Annotated in this window: 18 protein-coding genes; 9 read left to right on the top strand and 9 right to left on the bottom strand. The window is 75.1% G+C overall.

The annotated features are described in order from the left end of the window. Window positions 1-37 precede the first annotated feature (37 nt). The 5 genes from ABZY91_RS33420 to ABZY91_RS33400 all read right to left on the bottom strand — a co-directional run bounded on the left by ABZY91_RS33420 (window position 38) and on the right by ABZY91_RS33400 (window position 3,992). Complete coding sequence (locus ABZY91_RS33420; protein ID WP_355406903.1) at window positions 38-430, bottom strand: hypothetical protein; 393 nt, start codon at window positions 428-430, stop codon at window positions 38-40. Window positions 431-627: 197 nt separating this feature from the next. After that, a complete protein-coding gene (locus ABZY91_RS33415) occupies window positions 628-1,392 on the bottom strand; it encodes an ABC transporter permease (RefSeq protein WP_355406901.1) in 765 nt (254 codons plus the stop codon). Between the two features lie 26 nt (window positions 1,393-1,418). After that, complete coding sequence (locus ABZY91_RS33410; RefSeq protein ID WP_355406899.1) at window positions 1,419-2,384, bottom strand: ATP-binding cassette domain-containing protein; 966 nt, start codon at window positions 2,382-2,384, stop codon at window positions 1,419-1,421. Between the two features lie 115 nt (window positions 2,385-2,499). Further along, window positions 2,500-3,681, bottom strand: coding sequence for a glycosyltransferase (locus ABZY91_RS33405; protein ID WP_355406897.1), 1,182 nt, complete (start codon window positions 3,679-3,681; stop codon window positions 2,500-2,502). Then, complete coding sequence (locus ABZY91_RS33400; RefSeq protein ID WP_355406895.1) at window positions 3,678-3,992, bottom strand: hypothetical protein; 315 nt, start codon at window positions 3,990-3,992, stop codon at window positions 3,678-3,680. Before ABZY91_RS33400 ends, ABZY91_RS33405 begins: the two co-directional genes overlap by 4 nt. A gap of 156 nt (window positions 3,993-4,148) precedes the next feature. Here ABZY91_RS33400 and ABZY91_RS33395 point away from each other — a divergent pair, with 156 nt between their 5' ends. From ABZY91_RS33395 to ABZY91_RS33360, 8 genes are all read left to right on the top strand, one after another. Further along, window positions 4,149-5,081 carry a 3-oxoacyl-[acyl-carrier-protein] synthase III C-terminal domain-containing protein gene (locus ABZY91_RS33395; RefSeq protein ID WP_355406893.1) on the top strand — a complete coding sequence of 311 codons (933 nt, stop codon included), beginning with the start codon at window positions 4,149-4,151 and terminating at the stop codon, window positions 5,079-5,081. A gap of 101 nt (window positions 5,082-5,182) precedes the next feature. After that, window positions 5,183-5,473 (top strand): acyl carrier protein, encoded by a 291-nt coding sequence (locus ABZY91_RS33390; RefSeq protein ID WP_329881219.1) that lies wholly within the window; start codon window positions 5,183-5,185, stop codon window positions 5,471-5,473. Window positions 5,474-5,477: 4 nt separating this feature from the next. Continuing rightward, complete coding sequence (locus ABZY91_RS33385) at window positions 5,478-6,296, top strand: hypothetical protein (RefSeq protein ID WP_355406891.1); 819 nt, start codon at window positions 5,478-5,480, stop codon at window positions 6,294-6,296. Then, a complete protein-coding gene (locus ABZY91_RS33380; protein WP_355406889.1) occupies window positions 6,293-7,072 on the top strand; it encodes a 4'-phosphopantetheinyl transferase superfamily protein in 780 nt (259 codons plus the stop codon). Before ABZY91_RS33385 ends, ABZY91_RS33380 begins: the two co-directional genes overlap by 4 nt. Window positions 7,073-7,196: 124 nt before the next feature. Continuing rightward, window positions 7,197-8,888 carry a condensation domain-containing protein gene (locus ABZY91_RS33375; RefSeq protein WP_355406887.1) on the top strand — a complete coding sequence of 564 codons (1,692 nt, stop codon included), beginning with the start codon at window positions 7,197-7,199 and terminating at the stop codon, window positions 8,886-8,888. A 93-nt stretch (window positions 8,889-8,981) separates the two neighbouring features. Then, window positions 8,982-9,962, top strand: coding sequence for a DMT family transporter (locus ABZY91_RS33370; RefSeq protein WP_355406885.1), 981 nt, complete (start codon window positions 8,982-8,984; stop codon window positions 9,960-9,962). After that, the gene (locus tag ABZY91_RS33365) at window positions 9,959-10,759 is read left to right on the top strand and encodes an SDR family NAD(P)-dependent oxidoreductase (RefSeq protein ID WP_355406883.1); all 801 of its coding nucleotides are present in this window, start codon (window positions 9,959-9,961) and stop codon (window positions 10,757-10,759) included. The genes ABZY91_RS33370 and ABZY91_RS33365 overlap by 4 nt, the downstream gene beginning before the upstream one ends. A 6-nt stretch (window positions 10,760-10,765) precedes the next feature. Beyond that, window positions 10,766-11,617 (top strand): polysaccharide deacetylase family protein, encoded by an 852-nt coding sequence (locus ABZY91_RS33360; RefSeq protein ID WP_355406881.1) that lies wholly within the window; start codon window positions 10,766-10,768, stop codon window positions 11,615-11,617. Window positions 11,618-11,657: 40 nt separating this feature from the next. On the opposite strand, the gene helR is transcribed toward ABZY91_RS33360, so the two are convergent. The 4 genes from helR to ABZY91_RS33340 form a co-directional block, all read right to left on the bottom strand. Next, window positions 11,658-13,808 (bottom strand): RNA polymerase recycling motor ATPase HelR, encoded by a 2,151-nt coding sequence (helR, locus tag ABZY91_RS33355; RefSeq protein ID WP_355406879.1) that lies wholly within the window; start codon window positions 13,806-13,808, stop codon window positions 11,658-11,660. Between the two features lie 300 nt (window positions 13,809-14,108). Then, the gene (locus tag ABZY91_RS33350) at window positions 14,109-15,212 is read right to left on the bottom strand and encodes a hypothetical protein (RefSeq protein WP_355406877.1); all 1,104 of its coding nucleotides are present in this window, start codon (window positions 15,210-15,212) and stop codon (window positions 14,109-14,111) included. 13 nt (window positions 15,213-15,225) lie between these two features. Further along, window positions 15,226-16,197, bottom strand: a complete 972-nt coding sequence (locus tag ABZY91_RS33345) for an NAD-dependent epimerase/dehydratase family protein (RefSeq protein WP_355406875.1) — start codon at window positions 16,195-16,197, stop codon at window positions 15,226-15,228. A 61-nt stretch (window positions 16,198-16,258) separates the two neighbouring features. Next, on the bottom strand, window positions 16,259-17,383 hold the full coding sequence (locus ABZY91_RS33340; RefSeq protein ID WP_355406873.1) for a DegT/DnrJ/EryC1/StrS family aminotransferase: 1,125 nt from the start codon (window positions 17,381-17,383) through the stop codon (window positions 16,259-16,261). A gap of 531 nt (window positions 17,384-17,914) precedes the next feature. Between ABZY91_RS33340 and ABZY91_RS33335 the strand changes: the two genes are divergently transcribed. Beyond that, window positions 17,915-20,278, top strand: coding sequence for an MMPL family transporter (locus ABZY91_RS33335; protein ID WP_355406871.1), 2,364 nt, complete (start codon window positions 17,915-17,917; stop codon window positions 20,276-20,278). The last annotated feature ends 61 nt before the right edge of the window (window positions 20,279-20,339 follow it).

The raw sequence follows: 20,339 nt of genomic DNA, 5'->3' as shown, positions 1-20,339 counted from the left end.
TCGCCGCCGTTCCGTGCTGCGGGGACGGGCCGGACCGTCAGGGGGTGCCGTGCGCCCGCGGATCGGCCGCCACGGCCTTCATCGGCGGCTTGGCGGCCACGGCCTTGACCGGCGGCTTCGCGGGGACGGCTTTCATCGGCGGCTTGGCCGCGACGGCCTTGACCGGCGGCTTGGCGGCGACGGCCTTCATCGGCGGCTTGGCCGTGACGGCCTTGACCGGCGGCTTGGCGGCCGTGACCTTGGCCGGGGGCTTCTTGCCCACGACCTCGACGGAGGCGACGGGATCGGCCGAGGCCGTGCCCGCGCCGAGCAGGCCGACCACGGGCAGCGCCGCGATCGCCCCGCCCGCGAGGGCCAGGCGCGTACGCCGCCGCCGCACGGGGGCGGCGTCCCGGCCGGCGACCGGGGTGTTCTCGGAGCGAGGGCTCATGGGGGTTCCTCTCGTCGTGCGGGGGGCGGTCGGCTGCCCACGACGATAGGGCCGCCGTGGTCCCCGGACAACCGATCGCCGCTTGGTACCGGGGAGGTGACGGAGCAGCAGGAGGAGGGACGGACGAAGGCCGGGGAGGTCGCGCGGGCGCACCCGCACGACCTCCCCGGCCTGCCTCCGCCCGACCGGGCGGAGGCTCAGCGCACCCGGGTCGAGAACAGCCGCGCCGACCAGTACACGGCGGCGGACGTCATCACCACGACGATCAGCAGGCCCTGCCAGACCACGCTGTCCCCCACGTGGCCCGAGAACAGCGCGCGCATGCCCTCCACGGCCCAGTAGAAGGGGTTCCACTTGGCCACGGACTGGAGCCAGATCGGCGCCAGCGCCAGCGGCAGCAGCACCCCGGAGAGCAGTGCGATCGGCTGTGCGAGGGTGTTCACCACCGGAGCCATCGCCTCGTCGGCCGGCAGCAGCAGGGCGATGCCGTACGAGATCGCCGACGTCATCAGCGCCAGCAGGCCGAGCAGCAGGTAGGCGAGCAGCAGGTTCACCGGGCTCACCCGCAGCCCGAACGGCAGCGCGATCAGCGTGATGATCACCGCCTGGACGAGCAGCGCCACCGTCTCGCGCAGGGCCCGTCCGAGCAGCAGGGCCAGTCGGCTGACCGGCGTCACGCGGGCCCGCTCGATGATGCCGGCCCTCAGCTCGCCGAGCAGGCTGAAGCCCGTGTACAGGCCGCCGAAGATGCAGAGCACCGCCAGCAGGCCCGGCACGTAGATCTGGTACGTCTGGGCGTAGGTGGTCGCGCCCATCGGTTTGAGGACCGTCTTGAGCAGCGGCGCGAACAGCAGCAGGTAGAAGATCGGCTGGATCACTCCGACGGCGATCCAGATCGGTGTCCGCCACATCAGCAGCAGCTGGCGCTGGAACACCAGCCAGGTGTCGCGGGCGAGCTTCATGGGAGCCCCTCCTCGGGGATCTGAGGTCAGGACTGCTCGATGGAGCGGCCGGTGCGGGCCAGGAACACGTCGTCCAGGCTGGGTCGTTGCAGCTGGACGGTGCCCGAGGCCACGCCGGCCGCGTCGAGTGCGCGCAGCAGCCGGGGGATGGCGGCCGCGCCGTCGTCCAGGTAGAGCCGCAGGCCGTCGTCGCCGCGCAGCTCCAGTCGGTGCAGGACCGGCAGGTCGGGCTCCTCCCGCAGGGCCTTGGCGGCCGACTCGGCCTCCCCGGCGCCCAGGCCGAGCAGGACGACGTCGCCGGAGATCTCGCGCTTGAGGGTCTCGGGCGTGCCCTCGGCGACGACCTCGCCGTGGTCGACGATGGACACGCGGTCGCAGAGCGCGTCCGCCTCGTCGAGGTAGTGGGTGGTGACCACCACGGTCATGCCCTCGTCGCTCAGGCGGCGGATCTCCGCCCACACGTGGCCGCGGCTGGCCGGGTCGAGGCCGACCGTGGGCTCGTCCAGGAAGAGGACCTTCGGGGAGTGGATGACGCCCAGTGCGATGTCGACCCGGCGCCGCTGGCCGCCCGAGTAGGTCCGGCACGGGCGGTCGGCGAACTCGGTGAGTTCGAAGGCCTTGAGCGCCTCGTCGGCGCGGGACAGCGCCTCGGACTTGCCGCAGCCGTGCATGCGGGCCTGGAGCACCAGCTCCTCGCGTGCGGTGACGGAGTCGGTGGTGCCACCGCCCTGGGCGACGTAGCCGATCCGGCGGCGGACCTCGGCCGGGTCGGCGAACAGGTCGGCGCCGGCGATCCGGGCCTCGCCGCCGTCCGGCCGGATGAGCGTGGCGAGCATGCGGAGCGTGGTCGTCTTGCCGGCGCCGTTGGGGCCGAGGAAGCCGAAGATCTCACCCGCCGCCACGTCCAGACCGATGCCGCGAACGGCGTCGACAGCGTCCTGGTCACGTTTCTTGGAAGGGTAGGACTTGCGAAGTCCCTTGGTCTCGATCAACCAGAACTCCCGAGCGGGGATGGGTTGCCGGGGCGCCTGGGATGCGGCGCGCGGGACACCTGGGAAGTGGTGCTGCGGGCCACCCTAGGGTCTGCGGCACCCCGGAAACAATGGCCTAGACCAATGGATTGGCCTGAGGGGCACCGTCCGCGACCAGCGCCTCCACCCTGTCGGCCGCCACCGGGGCCCCGCCGCCGGCCCGCAGCGCCGCCCCGACCCGGGTCGCCGCCGCCCGGTACTCCGGGTCGTCCAGCACGGTTCGTAGCCGGACGGCCAGCTGATCGGGCGTCACCCGGGCGAACGGCACCCGCAGCCCGGCCCCGGAGGCCACCACCTGCGCCGCCACGAACGGCTGGTCGTGCCGGATCGGCGCCGTCACCAGCGGCAGTCCGTGGGCCAGCGCCTCGCCCACGGTGTTCATCCCGCCGTGGCAGAGCACCGCGTCCAGGGCGCCGCGGGCCATCAGCTCCAGGACCGGCGCCCGGTCCACCGCGACGGCGTGGGCCGGCAGCCCGGGCAGCAGGTCGAGCGGCGCCGCGAACACCGGCTGCACGTCCTCCCCGCAGAGCTCCACCGCCCGCACCGCCCGCGCCAGGAAGTCGGCGCCCAGCTCGCCGGCCAGCGTGCCCATGGTGACCAGGACCCGCCGGCGGCCCTCCACCAGCCGCTCCCAGGGGAACGCCGGATCGGCGGGCCGGTCCGCCAGCACCGGTCCGACCGGCGCGTACTCGGCGGGGAACGGCTGCGGGCCGGTCAGCGCCGGGCCGGTGAACGCGAGCACGAGGTCCGGCGAGAACCGCGGGTCGACGTACTCCTCCTCGGGCAGCCCGGCCCGCCGCCACAGGCCCTGGAGCAGACCGGTCATCCACTCCTCGACCTGCGGCAACCCCCGGAAGGGTCGACCCAGTTCCATCGCCCCGGGCGCCAGGGTGGCCCAGGGCAGCCGGTGCCGGTGCGCCACCAGCGCCCCGGCCGGGGTGTGCTGGTCCACCAGCAGGGCGTCCGGCCGGAACTCGCGCACCGCCGCGTCCAGCGTCTTCGCGGTGAACCGCGCGTACGGGACGATGAAGCCCTCCCAGAGCGAGCGGACCGCGGCCAGCCCGTGCCCGCCCTGCGCCCGGAACGCCCGGGTGCCGGTGCCGAACACCCGGGCGTCCGGCCCGAGCAGCGGGCGCAGCACCGACTCGGTGCCGGTCCAGGCCACCTCGTGCCCGCGGGCGACCAGTTCACGGGCCAGGCCGACGGTCGGGTTGACGTGTCCGGTGAGGGGCGGCACGACCACCAGGAAGCGGCTCATCGGGCGTCCTCCGCGGGCAGCAGGCGCTCGACGTCGGCGACGGTCAGCGCCTCCAGGCCGGCCAGGTCGAGGCCGGACCGCAGCGCGCCGAGGTCGGCGTCCGGGCCGAACCGGGCGCGCAGCAGGCCGTCCAGCGCGCCGATCTCGGTCTCGTCCAGGAGCAGGTCACCGTCCAGCCGGGCCTGCGGGGTGACCCGCGAGGCCCACGCGGGCGGCGCGGCGGCGGCCTCGACCAGCACCGCCACCAGCTCGGGGCGGACCGGCGGCGCGGCGGCCGGGTTCGCGGGGACGGGGATGTCAGGGTCGGTCATCTGTGGCTCCACCTGCTCGACGGCACGGGGGCGGGGGACGGCCGCACGGCACGGGGCGAATCCGTGGGCGGCGCGTTCGGGGAGTGTGCGGGATGTGTGCCGCAACCGCCCGAGATCACTTGTGCGGACCCGCCGGGCGTGGGAATACTAGCCCGCGTGACCGCACTGGAGGCAGTGGCCGTTCACCTCCCCCACCACACCGTGCCCATTGAGGCAGTGGGCGAGCGGATCGGCCTGACCCCACGTCAACTCAAACTCTTCCGCCGTTTCCACGGCCTGGACCAGCTGCGACTGGACCCGGACGGGAAGCTGCCCGACCTCCTCGGAGCCGCCGTCGACGCTCTCCCGGAGCTGCGCGGACGCGAACGGCACGTCCGTTTCGTGATCCATGCGCGCAGCATGCCGGTGGCCGTCCCGTACCCGCTGAACCCGCTGCACGACCTGCTCCACCGGTACGGCCTCGGCCACGCCCAGGCCTTCACCGTGACCCACCACGCCTGTGCGGTCGGCCTGCTGGCCGTCGACCTGGCCGGCCGCCTGCTCGCCGGGGATCCCGACCGGGAGGCGCTGGCCCTGGTGCTGACCGGGGAGAAGACCTTCACCAGGGACGCCCAGGTGGTGCCGGAGACCGGCATCTTCGCCGAGGGCGCGGCCGCCTGCCTGGTCAGCGCCCACGGCGAGCGCGACCGGGTGCTCTCCTACGCGGTGCGCCAGCGCCCCGAGTTCGACGGCCGGCTGGCCGAGGACCAGGATCTGCTCGCCCGCTACCAGCGGGAGTACCCCGCGGTGATGGTCGAGGCGATCGAGGCCGCCCTGGATCAGGCAGGTCTGGACCTCTCCGACCTGGTCGCGCTGCTTCCGCACAACGTCAACCAGGCATCCTGGCGGATGATCTGCCGCCGGATCGGCTTCCCGATCGGGAACGCGGTGCTGGACAACGTGCCCGCTGTCGGGCACAGTTTCGCTGCGGACGGCCTCATCAATCTGCACACCGCCGTCGGGCGGGGGATGCTCCGTCGCGGTGACCGCTACCTGCTGGCCGCCGCCGGCATCGGAGCGACGTTCTCCGCCATGGTCGTCGAGCACTGACGAGCCACCGGTCGAGCCCGATCGCCGGCTCCCGCGCCGGATTCCCTTCCGGATTCCGCGCCCACTCCCTGCCACTCCACGCACGACGGGACGGTCCCACCATGTCCGATCAAGTGGTCCAGACCACCGAAGCCGAGCTGCGCGACCGGGTCCTGCACAGCCTCGGCGAGCTGCTTCCGCGCGTCCTCAAGCGCGACCTCCCCGAGATCCCCGAGAACGCCTGCCTCTTCGACGACCTGGGCCTCACCTCGGCCGGCACCATCGAGCTCATCCTGGAGGTCGAGGAGGCGCTCGACATCCAGGTCGACGTCGAGCAGATCAGCGAGGACGACCTCCGCTCGTTGACCAAGCTCGCCCAGTACGTCGCCACGCACGTCATTCCCGAGGACTGACCGGATGGCCGCCGCATCCGCCCCGGGCCTCGGCCTGACCCGGGTGCTGGCGCGGTACACCGACGGCCGTTCCGAGCTCTCGCTCGACCCGGACCTGCGGGTGTTCGTCTCCGACCTGGTCCGCCCCTACGGCCTGCCGCTCCGCGAGGACCTGCTGACCGAGGGGGTCGGGCACGCGTACGAGGAGCTGGCCGCGGGCCTGCTCGCCGAGGCGCTCGGACCGGACGAACCGGCTGACCTGCTGATCCAGGCCTTCGACTCGCCGGACATCCGCCCCGGTGCGCCCACCTCGCTGGCGCTCAGCCGCTCCTGCGCCGGCACGCCGACCGCGCTGGCCCTGTGCGACCAGGGAACCGCCACCGCCTTCGGCGCGCTGCGCGCCGCCGTCGCGTACTGGCGGACCGGCATCGGCGGTCGCGCGGTCGTGGTGCTCGCCGAGCAGACCGCCCTGCACTACCTGCCGCCGGAACCGGTGGTCCTGCCCGAACGGCACTGCGCCGTGGTCCTGGTCTGCGAGACCGGGCCGGGCGAGGACCTGACGGTCCATCAGGAAAGCTTGATGGAGCCTGAGTCGGCTGCCAAGGAGGTGCGCCGACAGGCCGAGGCGCTGGGCGCCGACACGGCGGTCCTGCTCTCCGCCGGCCTGGACGTGCCCGACGTGGACGCGATCCGCACCCCCGCCGGGCAGCCGTTCACCGGCCTCTGGTCCGAACTCGCCGCCCGCCTGCCGGGCTGGCGGGACGAACGGCGGCCCGTGCTGCTCGCCGACCTCGACCGGCGACTCGGTGTGCTCTCCACGCTGACCCTGCGGGCCGGGCCGTGACCGACGGCAGCGGCCCGGCCGGTGGTCGGGCCGGCCCCGACCCCGAATCCGACCCCGAGGGTGGCCGGACCGCGGACCTGATCGACGTGTGGCTGATCCCCACCGACCAGCCGGAGTCCGTGACCGAGGCCCTGTGGGACGTGCTCGATCCGGAGGAGCGTGCCCGCGCGGCGAGCCCCGACCCCGGGTTCGGCCGCCGGTTCACCGTCGTGCACGGTGCCGTCCGGCAGCTCCTCGGTGCGCGGCTCGGCTGCCGGCCAGCGGACCTCGTCCGGCACCAAGGCCCGCACGGCAAGCCGGAGTTGACCGCCGGACCCGGGGCGCCGTCCGGGTCGGTCGGCCTCAACTACTCGGCCTCCGGGGCGCTCGCGGTGCTCGCGCTCGCCCGGGGGCGGGCGATCGGCGTCGACGTCGAGGAGGTCCGCGACACCCGGACCGCCACCCGTCTCGCCGGACGCTACTTCCCCGCCGGGGAGGCCGCCGCCGTAGCGGCGGACGCCCGGCCCGCCGAGCGGTTCACCGAGCTGTGGTGCCGCCGCGAGGCCTGCGTCAAGGCCTACGGCGGGCGGCTCGTCCAGGGCTTCGGCCTGCCCATGGCCGGCCCGGCGCCGCTGCTCCTCGCCGACCCGGGTGCACTCGGGCCGGGCCCGTGCCGGATCGACGACGTGCCCGTCCCCGGCCCGTTCCGTGCGGCGGTGGCCGCCGTCGGTGCCCGCCCGATCCGCGTCGCGGTCCGGGCCTGGTCGGCCGACATGCCTGCCCCGGCGCCGAACTGACGATCCGTCGGAACACTCCGGACCTCCGGTCCGGACCACTCGGTCGGGCCGCCGACGGCGCCCCGACCCGCACCGCCGCCGGGGCGCCCCCGGCAGACCCGGCGAGCCGAAGGGCACGTACGACGTGACAGAGACCAGCGGGCGGATCACGATCCGGTACAGCGGTGCGAGTTCGGGCTCCGGCCCGCTCACCCTCGGCCAGGACAACATGATCCGCTGCATCCGCCGCGACCGCCCCGAGCAGATCAACAAGGAGTCGGTCTGGCCGGTCCCCGACCGGACCACCCTGCCCGCCGCCCTCGACGCCCTGCGCGCCCTCCTGGAGCGGCACGAGTCCTTGCGCACCGGCTTCCCGCCCGGCGCCGGCGCGGACGGCTTCCCGGAGCTTCAGAACGTCCACGGCGACGGCGAGTTCACCGTCACCACCGTCCCCGCCGGCGCCCTCGGCGAAGCCGAACTCGACCAGCTGGCCGACGAGTTGGGTCGAGCCGACGTGGCCGTCCCGTTCGACCTGGCGGCGGCCCCCCGGCTGCGGTTCACCCTCCTCACGGACGGCGACCAGCTGCGCAGGCTCGTCGTCGTGGCCTGCCACGCCGGGGTGGACGCCGCCGCGGTCACCCTGCTCATCGAGGACTGGACCGCCCTCGCCGCCGGCAAGGACCTCCCGCCGGTCACCTCCCGTACCCCGCTCCAGGTCGCCGAGCAGGAGCAGAGCTCCCAGGGCCGCCGCAAGACCCAGGCCGCGCTGCGGCACTGGGAGAACATCCTCGCCACCGGCCCGCAGGTCGTCTTCGCCACCGACGGCATCACCGGACCGCCGGACGGTCTCGCCACCCTCGTGGTGCGCTCCCGCAGCGCGGCCGCCGACCTCGACATCGTCGCCCGCCGCACCGGCGCGGGCCCCTCCGTCGTCCTGCTCGCCGTCCTCGCGGCCCTGACCGCCCACCGTGCGGCCCGCACCGAGCTGGTCTTCGCCGCGCTCTCGGCCAACCGCCAGCGCTCGGCGATGGCCGACCACATCGGCACCCTCGCCCAGGACGCCCTGCTCGCCCTCGACACCGACGCCGCCGACCTCGACGAGCTGATCGGCCGCGTCAAGGTCGCCTCGTTCAACGGCTACTGGAACAGCACGCTCAACGCGGACAAGGTCTGGCAGCTCATCGAGGACGTCGCCGAGCGGCGCGGCGCCAGGTTCACCCGCCAGGTCGTCGTCAACGACCTCAGCCTCACCATCCCCGAGGCGATGTCCGAGGCCCGCCCGGCTCCCACCACCGACCCCGAGGTGACCTGGCTGCCGGACCAGCCGCTCCCGGTCCGCCTCATGGTCAACATCCTCCGGGCCACCGGCAGCCTGGAGTTCGCGCTCCTGGCCTGCCCCCAGGTCCTCGACCGGGAGGAGACCGAGCGGTTCGCGCGCGCCGTGCCCGCGGTCCTCGCCGCCGCCGTCGAAGGCCCGCTCCCGCTCGCCGAACTGGCCGCGCTGAGCGGCCTGCGGCCCGCGACCCGGACCGGCGACTGGCACCGGGTCGGGGCCGACTGGATCCACCTCGACGCCGTCCGCACCCTGCTCGCCGACGCGTTCGGCCCCGACCCGCTGGTCGAGGTCTCCTGCGTCGAGGGCCGGCTGACCGCCCGGATCGCCACCACCGACCCCGCCCTCACCCCCGAGACCGCCCACCGCGCGGTGATCGCCGTCCTCCCCGGACGCGCGACGGCCGTGGCCCCGCAGCACTACGCCGTCCACCACCACACCGGCGCCGTCCCCGCCGGCTGGGCCGCGCTCCCCGCCACCGCCGAGGGTCCCGGCCGCGCCTGAGCGTGCCGGTCTCCGCCCGGCGGCTCCCCGCTGCACCGGGGAGCCGCCGGGCGGAGACTGGGGGTGGATCCTGCCCCCGAGGCTGGGAGAGCCATGCTGCTCGGACTCACCACCGCCCTGGTCGCCACCGTCTGCTTCGGCTTCGGGTCGGTCTTCCAGGCGCGCGGCGCGCGGGAGGCGCCGAAGGCGGACCGGGTGCAGGTCGGGCTGCTGGCCGCGCTGCTCCGCTCCTGGCAGTTCCTGCTCGGTACCGGTCTGGACGTCGCCGGCTTCGCGCTGAGCATCGTCGCGTTGCGCACGCTGCCGCTGTTCCTGGTCCAGGCGGTCACCAACGCCAGCCTCGCCGTCACCGCCCTGGCCGCCGCCCGCCTGCTCGGCGCCCGGCTGCGCCGGAGCGACCTGCTGGGCATCGCCGCCGTGGTGGCCGGCCTCACCCTGCTCGCGCTGGGCTCCGGGAGCGAGGGCCGCGACCACGCCCCGGCCGTGTTCCACTGGGCGCTGCTCGCCACGACGGCGCTGATGCTGCTGCTCACCCTCGTCCTCGCCCGCCGGAGCGGCAACGCCGCGGCGGCCGGTCTCGGCCTGCTCGCCGGGGTCGGCTTCGGCGTGACCAGCCTGGCGGTCCGGGTCCTCGACGTCTCCGGGCCGCTCACCGTGTTCACCGATCCGGCGGGGTACGCGCTGGCCGTCGGCGGTCTCGGCGGGTACCTCGCCTACGCGCTGGCGTTGCAGCGGGGCACGGTGACCGCCGCCACCGCCGCCGGCACGATCTCCGAGACCTTCGGCCCGGCGCTGGTCGGGGTGGCGGCCCTCGGTGACGCGGCCCGGCCCGGTTACGCCTGGTGCGCGCTGACCGGCTTCGCGGTCGCGGTCGGGGGCACCGTCGTGCTGTCCCGCTTCGGCGAGGTCGAGGCCGAGCTGGGACCGGCCCCGACCGGCGACGGCGCCCGGGCGGACCCCGCGCCGGGCCGTGCCCCCGCGCCGGGTCCGGTCGCCCGGACGGCTCCGTCGTGCGAAGGTGGCATGCCGGACAAAAAGGACGGCCAGGTGCGCTCAGAGCGGCAGGTGCCATGACGACGGACGAAGCCCCGCCACCCTCGCGGCGGAAACGGCCCCGCCCCGCCGACGACCCGCCGGTCGTCCTGATCACCGGCGCCTCCTCCGGTATCGGCGCCGCCACTGCCGGCCGCCTCGCCGCGGCCGGCTGGCGCCTGCTGCTCTCCGGCACCGACCGCTCCCGGCTGGACGCGGTCGCCGACCGCACCGGCGGGCTGCCGCTCCCCGAGGACCTCGCCAAGCCCGACGGCGCGCAGCGCCTCGCCGAGGCGGCCGTCACCTCGGCCGGGCGGGTGGACGCCGTGATCGCCGGCGCGGGCCTGGGCTGGCGCGGTCCCTTCGCCCGGACCCCGGTCGACACCCTGGACCGGATGCTGGAGGTCAACCTGGCCGCCCCGCTGCGGCTGACCCGGCTCCTCCTGCCCGGCATGCTGGAGCGCGACCGGGGGCGGATCGTCCTGATCGGCTCGATGGCCGGCCAGGTCGGGGTCCGCGACGAGGCGGCGTACGCGGCGACCAAGGCCGGGCTGACCATGTTCGCCGAGAGCCTCTGGTACGAGCTCCGGGGCACCGGCGTCGGTGTCCGGCTGGTCCTCCCGGGCGCGGTGGACACCCCGTTCTTCGCCAAGCGCGGCACGCCGTACCAGCGCGAACGCCCCCGCCCGGTCAGCCCGGAGCGGGTGGCCGGCATCGTCGTCGACGCCGTCACCACCGCCCGCGACCGGGTCTTCGTGCCGCGCTGGCTGGGCTACCCGGCCCGGATCCACGGCGTCGCCCCGGGCGTGTTCCGGCGGATGGCGTCCCGGTTCGGTTAGGCACCGGTGGGCCGGGGTCGGGGCCGGGGCCGGGGGAGCGGCACGAGCGGCCGGCCGGGTGGGCACGGGCCCCGGGCGCTCGGCGGCGCCGCGCTGGTCGCCGCCGGTGCCGAACTCCTCCACCTCGCCCCGGCCGCCGTGCGGCTCCCGCCGGTCCGGCGCCTCGCGGCCCGGCGCACCGCCGGGTACGGCGACCCCCGGCACGTCGCGCTGACCTTCGACGACGGGCCCGACCCGCGCGGTACCCCGGAGATCCTCGACGCCCTCGACGCGCTGGGCCTGCGCGCCACCTTCTTCCTGCTGGGCGCGATGCTGGAACGCGCGCCCGGACTCGGCCGCGAGCTGGTGACCCGTGGCCACGAGGTCGCCGTCCACGGGTGGTACCACCGGCGCCAGTGGTACCCGGACCCCGCTCGTGACCTGCGCGAACTGCGCCGCGTCACCGAGGCGGTCACCGATCTCTGCGGCGCCCGCCCGTCCTGGTACCGGCCGCCGTACGGCGTGCTGGCCGCCGGTCAGGCCCTCGCCGCCCACCGCCTGGGCCTGCGGACCGTGCTGTGGACCACCTGGGGCCGGGACTGGGTCGCCGGTGCCACCGGCGGCTCCGTCTACGGCACCGCCCGGGCGGGTCTCACCGGGGGTGCCACCCTCCTCCTGCACGACTCCGACTGCACCTCGGCCCCCGGTTCCTGGCGCGCGACGCTCGACGCGCTCCCCCTGATCGCCGACCACTGCCGCGACCGCGCGCTCCGGCTGGGCCCGCTCCGCGACCACGGCGTTCCGCCCCCCGGCCCCGGGGGGCGCCACCGTTCGACGGCGGCGCCCCCCGGGACTCCGTGGACTCCCCGGAGTCCCTGACGTTCCGGCGGTCGGCGACGGCGCCGCCCGCCGGGCGGCGTCAGGACCGGGTGAGGACGACGAGCTGCCGGGTCGCGCGGGTCATCGCGACGTAGCGGTCGACCGCTCCCGCGACGCCCTCGCCGAACGCCTCCGGGTCGACGAGGACGACCAGGTCGAACTCCAGCCCCTTCGACAGCTCCGGCGTCAGCGACCGGACGCGGGGCGTCGGCACGAACGTCGGATCGCCGATGACGCAGGCGGTCCCCTCGGCGTGCTCGGCGAGCCAGCCGTCGAGGATCGGGTCGAGTTCCGCCACGGACCCGTGCACGACCGGGATGCCGCTGCTGCGGACGGACGTCGGCACGTTGGCGTCGGGGAGCGCGGCGCGGACGGCCGGCTCGGCCTCCGCCATGACCTCCGACGGCGTCCGGTAGTTGACGCTGAGGGAGGCCACCTCGATCCGGTCGAGTCCGACCCGTTCGAGCCGCTCCTGCCACGACTCGGTGAAGCCGTGCCGCGCCTGGGCGCGGTCCCCGACGATGGTGAAGCTCCGGGACGGGCAGCGCAGCAGCAGCATCTGCCACTCCGCGTCGGTCAGCTCCTGCGCCTCGTCCACGACGACGTGCGCGAACGGGCCGGCGAGGGGCTCCGGGTCCCGGCCGGGCAGCGCGGACTCGTCGACGAGGCTGGCCTGGAGGTCCTGTCCGCGCAGCATGGTCAGCGCGTTCTCGCCGTCCTCGTCGGCCTGGACGAGGTGGTCGATGACGTCGGCCATGCGGGCGCGCTCGGCCGCGACGTAGGCCTTCTGCCGGCGCTTGTGCCGTGCCGCCTCCGGGTCGCCGAGCCGCTGCCGCGCCGCGTCCAGGAGCGGCAGGTCGGAGACCGTCCAGGCCTGGGCGTCCTTGCGCCGGAGCTTGAGGACGTCCTCGCGGTCGAGCCAGGGGGCGCACATCCGCAGGTAGGCGGGCACCGTCCAGAGGTCCCCGACGAGGTCGGCCGCTTCGAGCAGCGGCCACGCGCGGTGGACGGTGGTGACCAGCTCCCGGTCCTGCATCACCGACCGGCGGAACTGGTCGGGCGGGACGTCCTCGCCGTCGTGCTTGTCCGTCAGGATGGAGAGCAGCTCGTCCCAGATCTGCTCGCGGGCCTCGTTGTGCGGCGTGCCCGGCTCCGGCGCGTCGAAGGCCTCGGCCCAGTCGTCGGCGGTCAGCCGGATCTCGGACCAGTGCGTCGTCACCGTCAGGGCCTCGGTCGGCGGTTCCTCGTAGAACCTGACGGCCTTCTCGATGGCCTTCACCAGGCCCGCGGACGACTTCAGCCGGGCCACCTCCGGGTCGCTCTCGACCGCCGCGGTGGCTCCCTCGGTGACGAGGTCGCGCAGGGTGCAGGTCTGCACGCCCTCCTCGCCGAGGCTGGGGAGGACGTCGGCGACGTAGGCCAGGTAGGGCTCGTGCGGGCCGACGAACAGGACGCCGCCCCGCCGGTGGCCGAGGCGGGGGTCGGCGTAGAGGAGGTAGGCCGAGCGGTGCAGGGCGACGACGGTCTTCCCGGTCCCAGGCCCGCCGTCGACGACGAGGGCGCCGCGGGACCCGGCCCGGACGATGGCGTCCTGGTCGGCCTGGATGGTGGCGAGCACGTCCCGCATCCGGCTCGACCGGTTGCCGCCCAGGCTGGCGATGAAGGCGGACTGGTCGTCGAGTGCGGCGTGTCCTTCGAGCCCGTCGGTGGTGAACACCTCGTCCCAGTAGTCGCTGATCCGGCCCTTGGTCCAGCGGTACCTGCGGCGGCTCGCCAGCCCCATCGGGTTGGCGTGGGTCGCCGCGAAGAACGGTTCGGCGGCGGGGGAGCGCCAGTCGATCAGCAGCCGGCGGCCCGTGCTGTCGGTGAGGCCGAGCCGCCCGACGTACAGGGGCTCGGAGTCGTCCGCGCCGACGATGTGGCCGAGGCACAGGTCCAGGCCGAAGCGGCGCAGGGTGCGCAGGCGGTCGGTCAGCCGGTGGACCTCGATGTCCCGGTCCATCGCCTCCCGGCCGATTCCGCCGGGCGCCCGGCGGACGGTGTCGAGGTTGTCGGACAGTTCCGCGATGGCCTGTTCGAGGCTGACCCCGATGTCCTCGAAGTGCTGCTCGTCGCGGCCGATGAGCGCCGGGTCGGCCTTGGCGGCCAGGCGGTCGGGGAGGTCGAACGCGCTGATGGTCAGGGGGTTCATGTCAGCGGCTCCGATCCGGGGTCGCTCCGGCGGGGACCGGCGACCCGCAGGGCCGCGCCCCGGTCACCCGCTGCCGGGGCGTACGGCCCGCCCCCGGTTCGACGGCGTCGCACGACCTGTAGACCGACAAAAGCACACGCACTAGGTGAATCTCCCAATCCCCGCTGGTTATGGCCTTGCCGAGCGATTCTGCGGCATGACGGGGGCCTTGCCGCAAGCCCCCCGGTCCGCTATAGGTTAAGAGTGGCGAGGGACGACCGTTTCCCCCGCCTTTCGTGCTTCCCGGGCGCGGCCGGGTTCTCAGGCGCGGCCGGCGGCGAGTCCGACCTGCTCCAGTGCCGCCGTGAAGCCCGTGCGCCAGCCCTCGGGCGACGCACCGGGGGACGGGGCGGGGGCGGGCCGTTCGAGCGCGGCGAGGGCGCAGCGGACCACGTCGGCGGGGCGGGCCGAGGTGACGTCGGCGTGGCCGAGTTCCAGTTCGTGCTGGAGGTTGTCCCGGCCGTGGCCCTGGACGACGTCCAGCAGCAGGAGCCGGCGGCCCAGTGCGCGGGCCTCGCTGCAGGTGTCACCGGAGCTGGTCACCACCAGGTCGGCGGCGGCCATCAGGGCCGGGATCCGGTCGGTGTGGCCGAAGACGTGCAGGCGCGGGCGGCGGCCGGCGGCGTGGCGCAGGCGGTCCTCCAGCTCGGCGTTGCGGCCGGCCACGGCGAGCACGTGCGGCCCGGCGTCGGCGAGCGCGGGGGCGGTCCGGGCGAGCGGGCCGAGCCCCCAGGCGCCGGACATCAGCAGGACGCACCGCGCACCCGGCGGCACCCCGAACGCGGCGCGGGCCTCGGCGCGGGACGGCGGGCGGTAGAACGGTCCGCGCAGTGGCGCGGGCAGAACGGTGAGCGGTGCCTCCGGCCGGTACCGGCGGACCGCGGCCGCGGCGACCTCCGAGGTGACCAGGAAGTGGTCGGTGCCGTCCTGGACCCAGAGCCGGTGCGGCGTGACGTCCGTGCAGAGCACCAGGTGGCGGAAGCCGGGGGCGTCGCGGTCCGCCCGCAGCCGGTTGACGGCCGAGGTCGCCGTGGCGAAGACCGACACCACCAGCTCCGGCCGCTGCTCGGCGACCAGCGCGCGCAGCGCCGGTACGAGCCGGGACCGCGCCGCGGCGTCGGCGAGCAGGGCGATCCGCGCGCCGGGGCGCAGCGCGGAGAAGTGGAACGCGTCGTAGACGCCGGGCAGGTCGAGCAGCCGGCGGAAGACCGCCTCGCCGGCGGCGCCCGCGCGCTGCCCGAGCAGGGCCATCGCGTCGACCGTGCGTGTGGTCCAGCCGCCGGCCTCCAGGGTGTCCGCGCAGGCCCGGGCCATCACGTCGTGGCCCTGGCCGAGGGAGCCCGACACCAGCAGCGCGTGCGGCACCGCGCGTCCCGCCTCAGGCGCCGCTGCGCGGGCCGGGACCGGGAGGGGTGCCCGGTGCCGAGGTCTCGGCCCGGTACCAGTCCGCGTACCGCCGCACGCCGTCGGTGAAGTTGGTCCGCGGGGACCAGCCCAGCAGCCGTTTGGCCTGCGCCGCAGAGATGCGGCGCCCGGCGTAGTCGGCGGTCCGCGCCTCGATGTGCTCGACGGTGACCGGCCCGAGCAGCTGGTCGACCGTGTCGGCGATGTCCCGGACCGAGATCGCCGTGGAGCCCTCCAGGGCGAAGGTCTGGTCCTCGGCCTCGGGGGAGAGCGCGCGGACGTGGGCCTCGGCGAGGTCCTCGACGTAGACGAAGTTGCGGCCCTGCCGGCCGTCCCCGGCGATGGTGATCGGCCGCCCGGCGAGCGCGGCCTGCACGAACCGGGCGACGACCAGCTCGTCGCGCATGCGGGGCCCGTACGGGATGCCGTACCGGAGGATGGTGAAGTGCCGCCCGTACAGCTCGCGGTAGCTGTGCACGAGCATCTCGGCGGCCAGCTTGGTCGCGACGTACAGGTGCCCGCAGTGGTCGAGCTCGATCGGCACGTGCTCGTCGAGTTCCTGTTCGGAGCTGTCCATCCGGTCGTCGGTGAGGGCGGCGCCGTAGACCCAGACGGTGCTCGCCAGGACCGTCCGGCTGAGGCCGCTGCGGCGGGCCGCCTCCAGGACGGTCGCGGTCCCGTCGATGTTGGCCCGCACGGCGCCGACCGGGTCGGCGGCGACCCGCTCGACGTCGGCCTGCGCGGCCAGGTGGAAGACCACCTCGCAGCCGTCCAGCGCGTCGGTCAGGGCGGGCAGGTCGAGGACGTCGATGCTGGCGTGGTCGGCGTCGGGGTTGAGGTACCTGTCGGTGGTGTCGACCGCGAGCACCTCGTGCCCGGCGGCCAGGAGCCGGTCCACCACGTGTGAGCCGATGAATCCGCATCCTCCGGTGACGGCTACGCGCACGGTTCTGTCTCCTTGTCCTGGCTCTTGTCCTGGCGCGGTCCCGGCCCTGCGGGTCCGGGCGTCATCCCGCGAGCCGGCGGTGGACGGCCGAGACCGCCTCGATCACCAGGTCGGTCTCGTCCTCGGTCATGTCGGAGTGCACCGGCAGGCAGACCTGCCGGGCGCAGACGTCCTCGGCGACCGGCAGCGCGGCCCGCCGGTACGGGGCCAGCACCGGTTGCAGGTGCAGCGGCAGGTCGTAGACCTCGCCGGAGAGCCGTACGTCGTACTCCTGGGCGACGGCCCGCTTGAAGGCGGCCCGGTCGATGCCGGGCGGCAGCAGCGCGACGTACTTGTAGTAGTTGCCGCGGCACCCGGCCGGTTCGGTGACCGGCCGCAGGCCGTCCGGCCCGGCGAACGCGGCGTCGTACCGCTGGGCGACCCGGCGCCTGGTCTCCACGAACTCCTTGAGCCGGCGCAGGTGCACCGTGCCGACGGCGGCGTTCAGCTCGCTCATCCGCCAGGACGCGCCGAGCCGGACGTGGTGGTTGGTGGTGAACGAGCCCTTGCCCTGGTCGCGGTGGATGCGGGCCTCGTCGCGCAGTTCGGCGGACTCGGTGAGGATCATGCCCCCCTCGCCGCTGGTCGTGACCTTGGTCGGGTAGAACGAGAACGCGCCGGCCAGGCCGAAGGTGCCGGCGGCGCGCCCCTGGAAGCTGCTGCCGTGCGCGTGGGCGGCGTCCTCGACCAGCGGGATGCCCCGCGCGTCGCAGATCGCGCGCAGCGCGTCCACCTCGGGGGTGATCAGCCCGCCGATGTGGACGAGGACGACGGCCGCGGTGTCGGGGGTGAGCGCGGCCTCCAGCGCGGCGGGGCCGAGCGCGAGGGTGGCCGGGTCGACGTCGGCGAAGACCGGTCGGCCGCCGGCGTGCAGTACGGCGCCGGCCGTCGCGTAGAAGGTGACGGCCGGGACGACCACGTCGCGGTCGCGGACGTCCACGGTGCGCAGGACCACCTCCAGCGCGGCGGTGCCGCTGGCGACGGCCACCGCGTGCGGGGCGCCGTGCTCGGCGGCGAAGGACTGCTCGAACCGTTCGGTCCAGGGACCGAGGGTGAGCGCGCCGGTGGTGAGCATGTCGTCGACCGCGTCCGCGACGGCTGCGCGGTCGTTCTCGTCGAACACGATGCGAGCGGCGGGAACGCCCATGGGCCACCTCCGGCAGCAGGATGAGCACGTCATCGACCTGGTCTGGTCCGGGCCGTCCGGTCGGCGGCCGGCCAGGCACATCACGCTACTTCGCCGGCCCGGCCCCGGCCCGTTGTCGCCCCCGCCCGGGTGACGGCACGGCCGGGCGCCGGGCGGGGCCGGTGGCACGGGAACGGCGCGGGACCGTGTGCGCGGGTGCGTACGGGGGCGGTGCGGCGTCGCGGGAGCCCCGGCCTCAGGTCGGAGACGCCCGGGCCGCCGTGCGGGCCTCGCACTACGCCGTCCGGGTCGGGCTGATGCGTCCGCAGTAGTCCGGAATGCCTGCGCAGGGGCGACGACGACGAGACGCCCTCCACCGGAGGATTGGCCGTGTTCCGGGCGCCCCGGCCCGCCGGCCGGGCCGGTCGCCCCCGGACGAGCACCTGACGAGAAGCCCCGCACAGGACGACACCCGCCCGGGACCCGGTCCCGGCCGGTACGGCGCCCGTCCGGGACCCGCCCGCACGCCACCCCGAAGGAGTCCGCTCACCCGTGGCCACATTCCTCTACCGCCTGGGCCGATGGTCCTTCCTCCGGCGCCGCCTGGTGACCCTGCTGTGGGTCGCCCTGCTGGCCGCCGTGGGAGTGCTGGCCACCAAGGCCCCGGCCGCCCCGGACGACGGCTTCTCCATGCCCGGCACCGAGGCGCAGAAGGCCTTCGACCTCATGGACGAGCGCTTCCCCGGCGCCGCGGCCGAGGGTGCCTCGGCCCGGATCGTCTTCGTGGCGCCGTCCGGGCAGAAGATCACCGCCGCCCCCAACCAGCAGGCGGTCGAGCGGACGGTCGCCGAACTCGCCGGCACCGAGCAGGTCACCGGCGCGGTCGGCCCGTTCCAGGCCGGTGCGGTCTCCAAGGACGGCACCACCGCCTACGCGACGATCAGCTACAGCGAGAAGCCGGGGAAGGTCGCCGAGACCGCCACCGACCGGCTGGAACAGGCCGCCCAGCACGGGCGCGACGCCGGGCTCACGGTCGACGTCGGCGGCACCGCGCTGATGCCCGGCCCCGAGGCGGGCGGCTCCACCGAGGCCATCGGCATGGCGATGTCCGCGGTCGTCCTGGTGATCACCTTCGGTTCGCTCCTCGCCGCCGGACTGCCGCTGCTCACCGCCCTGGTCGGGGTCGGGCTCGGGATAGCCCTGATCACCGCGCTCGGCAGCACGCTCGGCCTCTCCACCACCACCAGCACGCTCGCGATGATGCTCGGCCTCGCGGTCGGCATCGACTACGCGGTCTTCATCGTCTCCCGCTACCGGGCGGAGCTCCTGGAGGGCCACGAGCCGGAGGAGGCCGCCGGCCGGGCGGTCGGCACGGCCGGGTCCGCCGTGGTCTTCGCCGGACTCACCGTGGTGATCGCGCTCGCCGGACTCTCCGTGGTCGGCATCCCGATCCTCGCCAAGATGGGCATGGCGGCGGCCGGCACCGTCGTGATCGCCGTCCTGGTCGCACTCGTCCTCGTCCCGGCGCTGCTCGGCTTCCTCGGCCGTCGGGTGCTGTCCAGGAAGGACCGCGCCGGCTCCCGTCCGGGCGCGCGCCCCGGCTCGCGCTTCGGTGCCCGCTCCCGCTCCCGGGGCCGCCGCGCGGCCGGCGCCGAAGGACCGGACACGGTCCACGGACCCGGCGCCGCCGGGCCGCGCGACAACGGCGGCACCCGCTGGGCCCGCTACGTGCTGCGCCGCCCGGTCGCCGTCCTGGTCGGCGCGGTGGTCGGCCTGGGCATCCTGGCGGTGCCCGCGCTGGACCTGCGGCTGGGCCTGCCGGGCGACGAGGCCAAGCCCACCTCCACCACCCAGCGGCGTGCCTACGACCACCTCTCCGCCGGCTTCGGCCCGGGCTTCAACGGCCCGCTGACCCTGCTGGTCGACGTCAAGGGCGCGCCCGACCCCAAGGCCGCGGCCGAGCAGGTCGGCAAGACCGTCGCCGCCCTGCCGGGCCTGGTCAGCGTCTCGCCGCCGGTGTTCAACAAGGCCGGTGACACGGCCCTGGTCAACGCCGTGCCGGCCACCGGCCCGAGCGCCGCCGAGACCACCGCCCTGGTCAACGACATCCGGGACCGGGCCCCCGACCTGAAGGCCGCCACCGGCGCGACCGTCCTGGTCAGCGGACCCACCGCGATGAACATCGACGTCTCGCAGAAGCTCACCGACGCGCTGGTGCCCTACCTCGCGGTCGTGGTCGGCCTCGCGGTCCTGCTCCTCCTGGTCGTCTTCCGCTCGGTGCTCGTCCCGGTCAAGGCCGCGCTCGGGTTCCTGCTCTCGGTGGCCGCCGCGCTCGGCGCCGTCGTGGCGGTCTTCCAGTGGGGCTGGCTCGCCGAGCTGATCGGGGTCGAGCAGACCGGCCCGGTGATGAGCATGATGCCGATCTTCATGGTCGGTGTGGTCTTCGGCCTGGCCATGGACTACGAGGTGTTCCTGGTCACCCGCATCCGGGAGGCCTACGTCCACGGTGAGGAGCCCGGCCAGGCCGTGGTCACCGGCTTCCGCCACAACGCCCGGGTGGTGACCGCCGCCGCGCTCATCATGATCAGCGTCTTCGCCGGATTCATCGGCATGGACGAGTCGATGATCAAGATGATGGGCTTCGGCCTGGCCGCCGCCGTCGCCTTCGACGCCTTCGTGGTCCGGATGGCGATCGTGCCGGCCGCCCTCGCCCTGCTCGGCCGCCGGGCCTGGTGGCTGCCGCGCCCGCTGGAGCGGATCCTGCCCGACATCGACGTCGAGGGAGCCCGGCTCCAGAGCCCGCCGCCGGCCCCGCGCTCCGGGTCCTGGCCCGAGCCCGCGGGCGAGGCCGGGGACGACAGCGGTGCCGGGGACGACAGCGGCGCCGGGCAGGGCCGGCACTCCGTGCGGGTCTAGCGCGTCCGTCCCGTCCGTCGCGTCGGCCCCGTCGTGGCCCCCGGTGATGCCGGGGGCCACG

Source organism: Kitasatospora sp. NPDC002965 (assembly GCF_040611255.1).
Taxonomy (GTDB): domain Bacteria; phylum Actinomycetota; class Actinomycetes; order Streptomycetales; family Streptomycetaceae; genus Kitasatospora.
The sequence above is the reverse complement of the archived record's forward strand: the minus strand, read 5'-3'. Positions and strand labels throughout refer to the sequence as shown.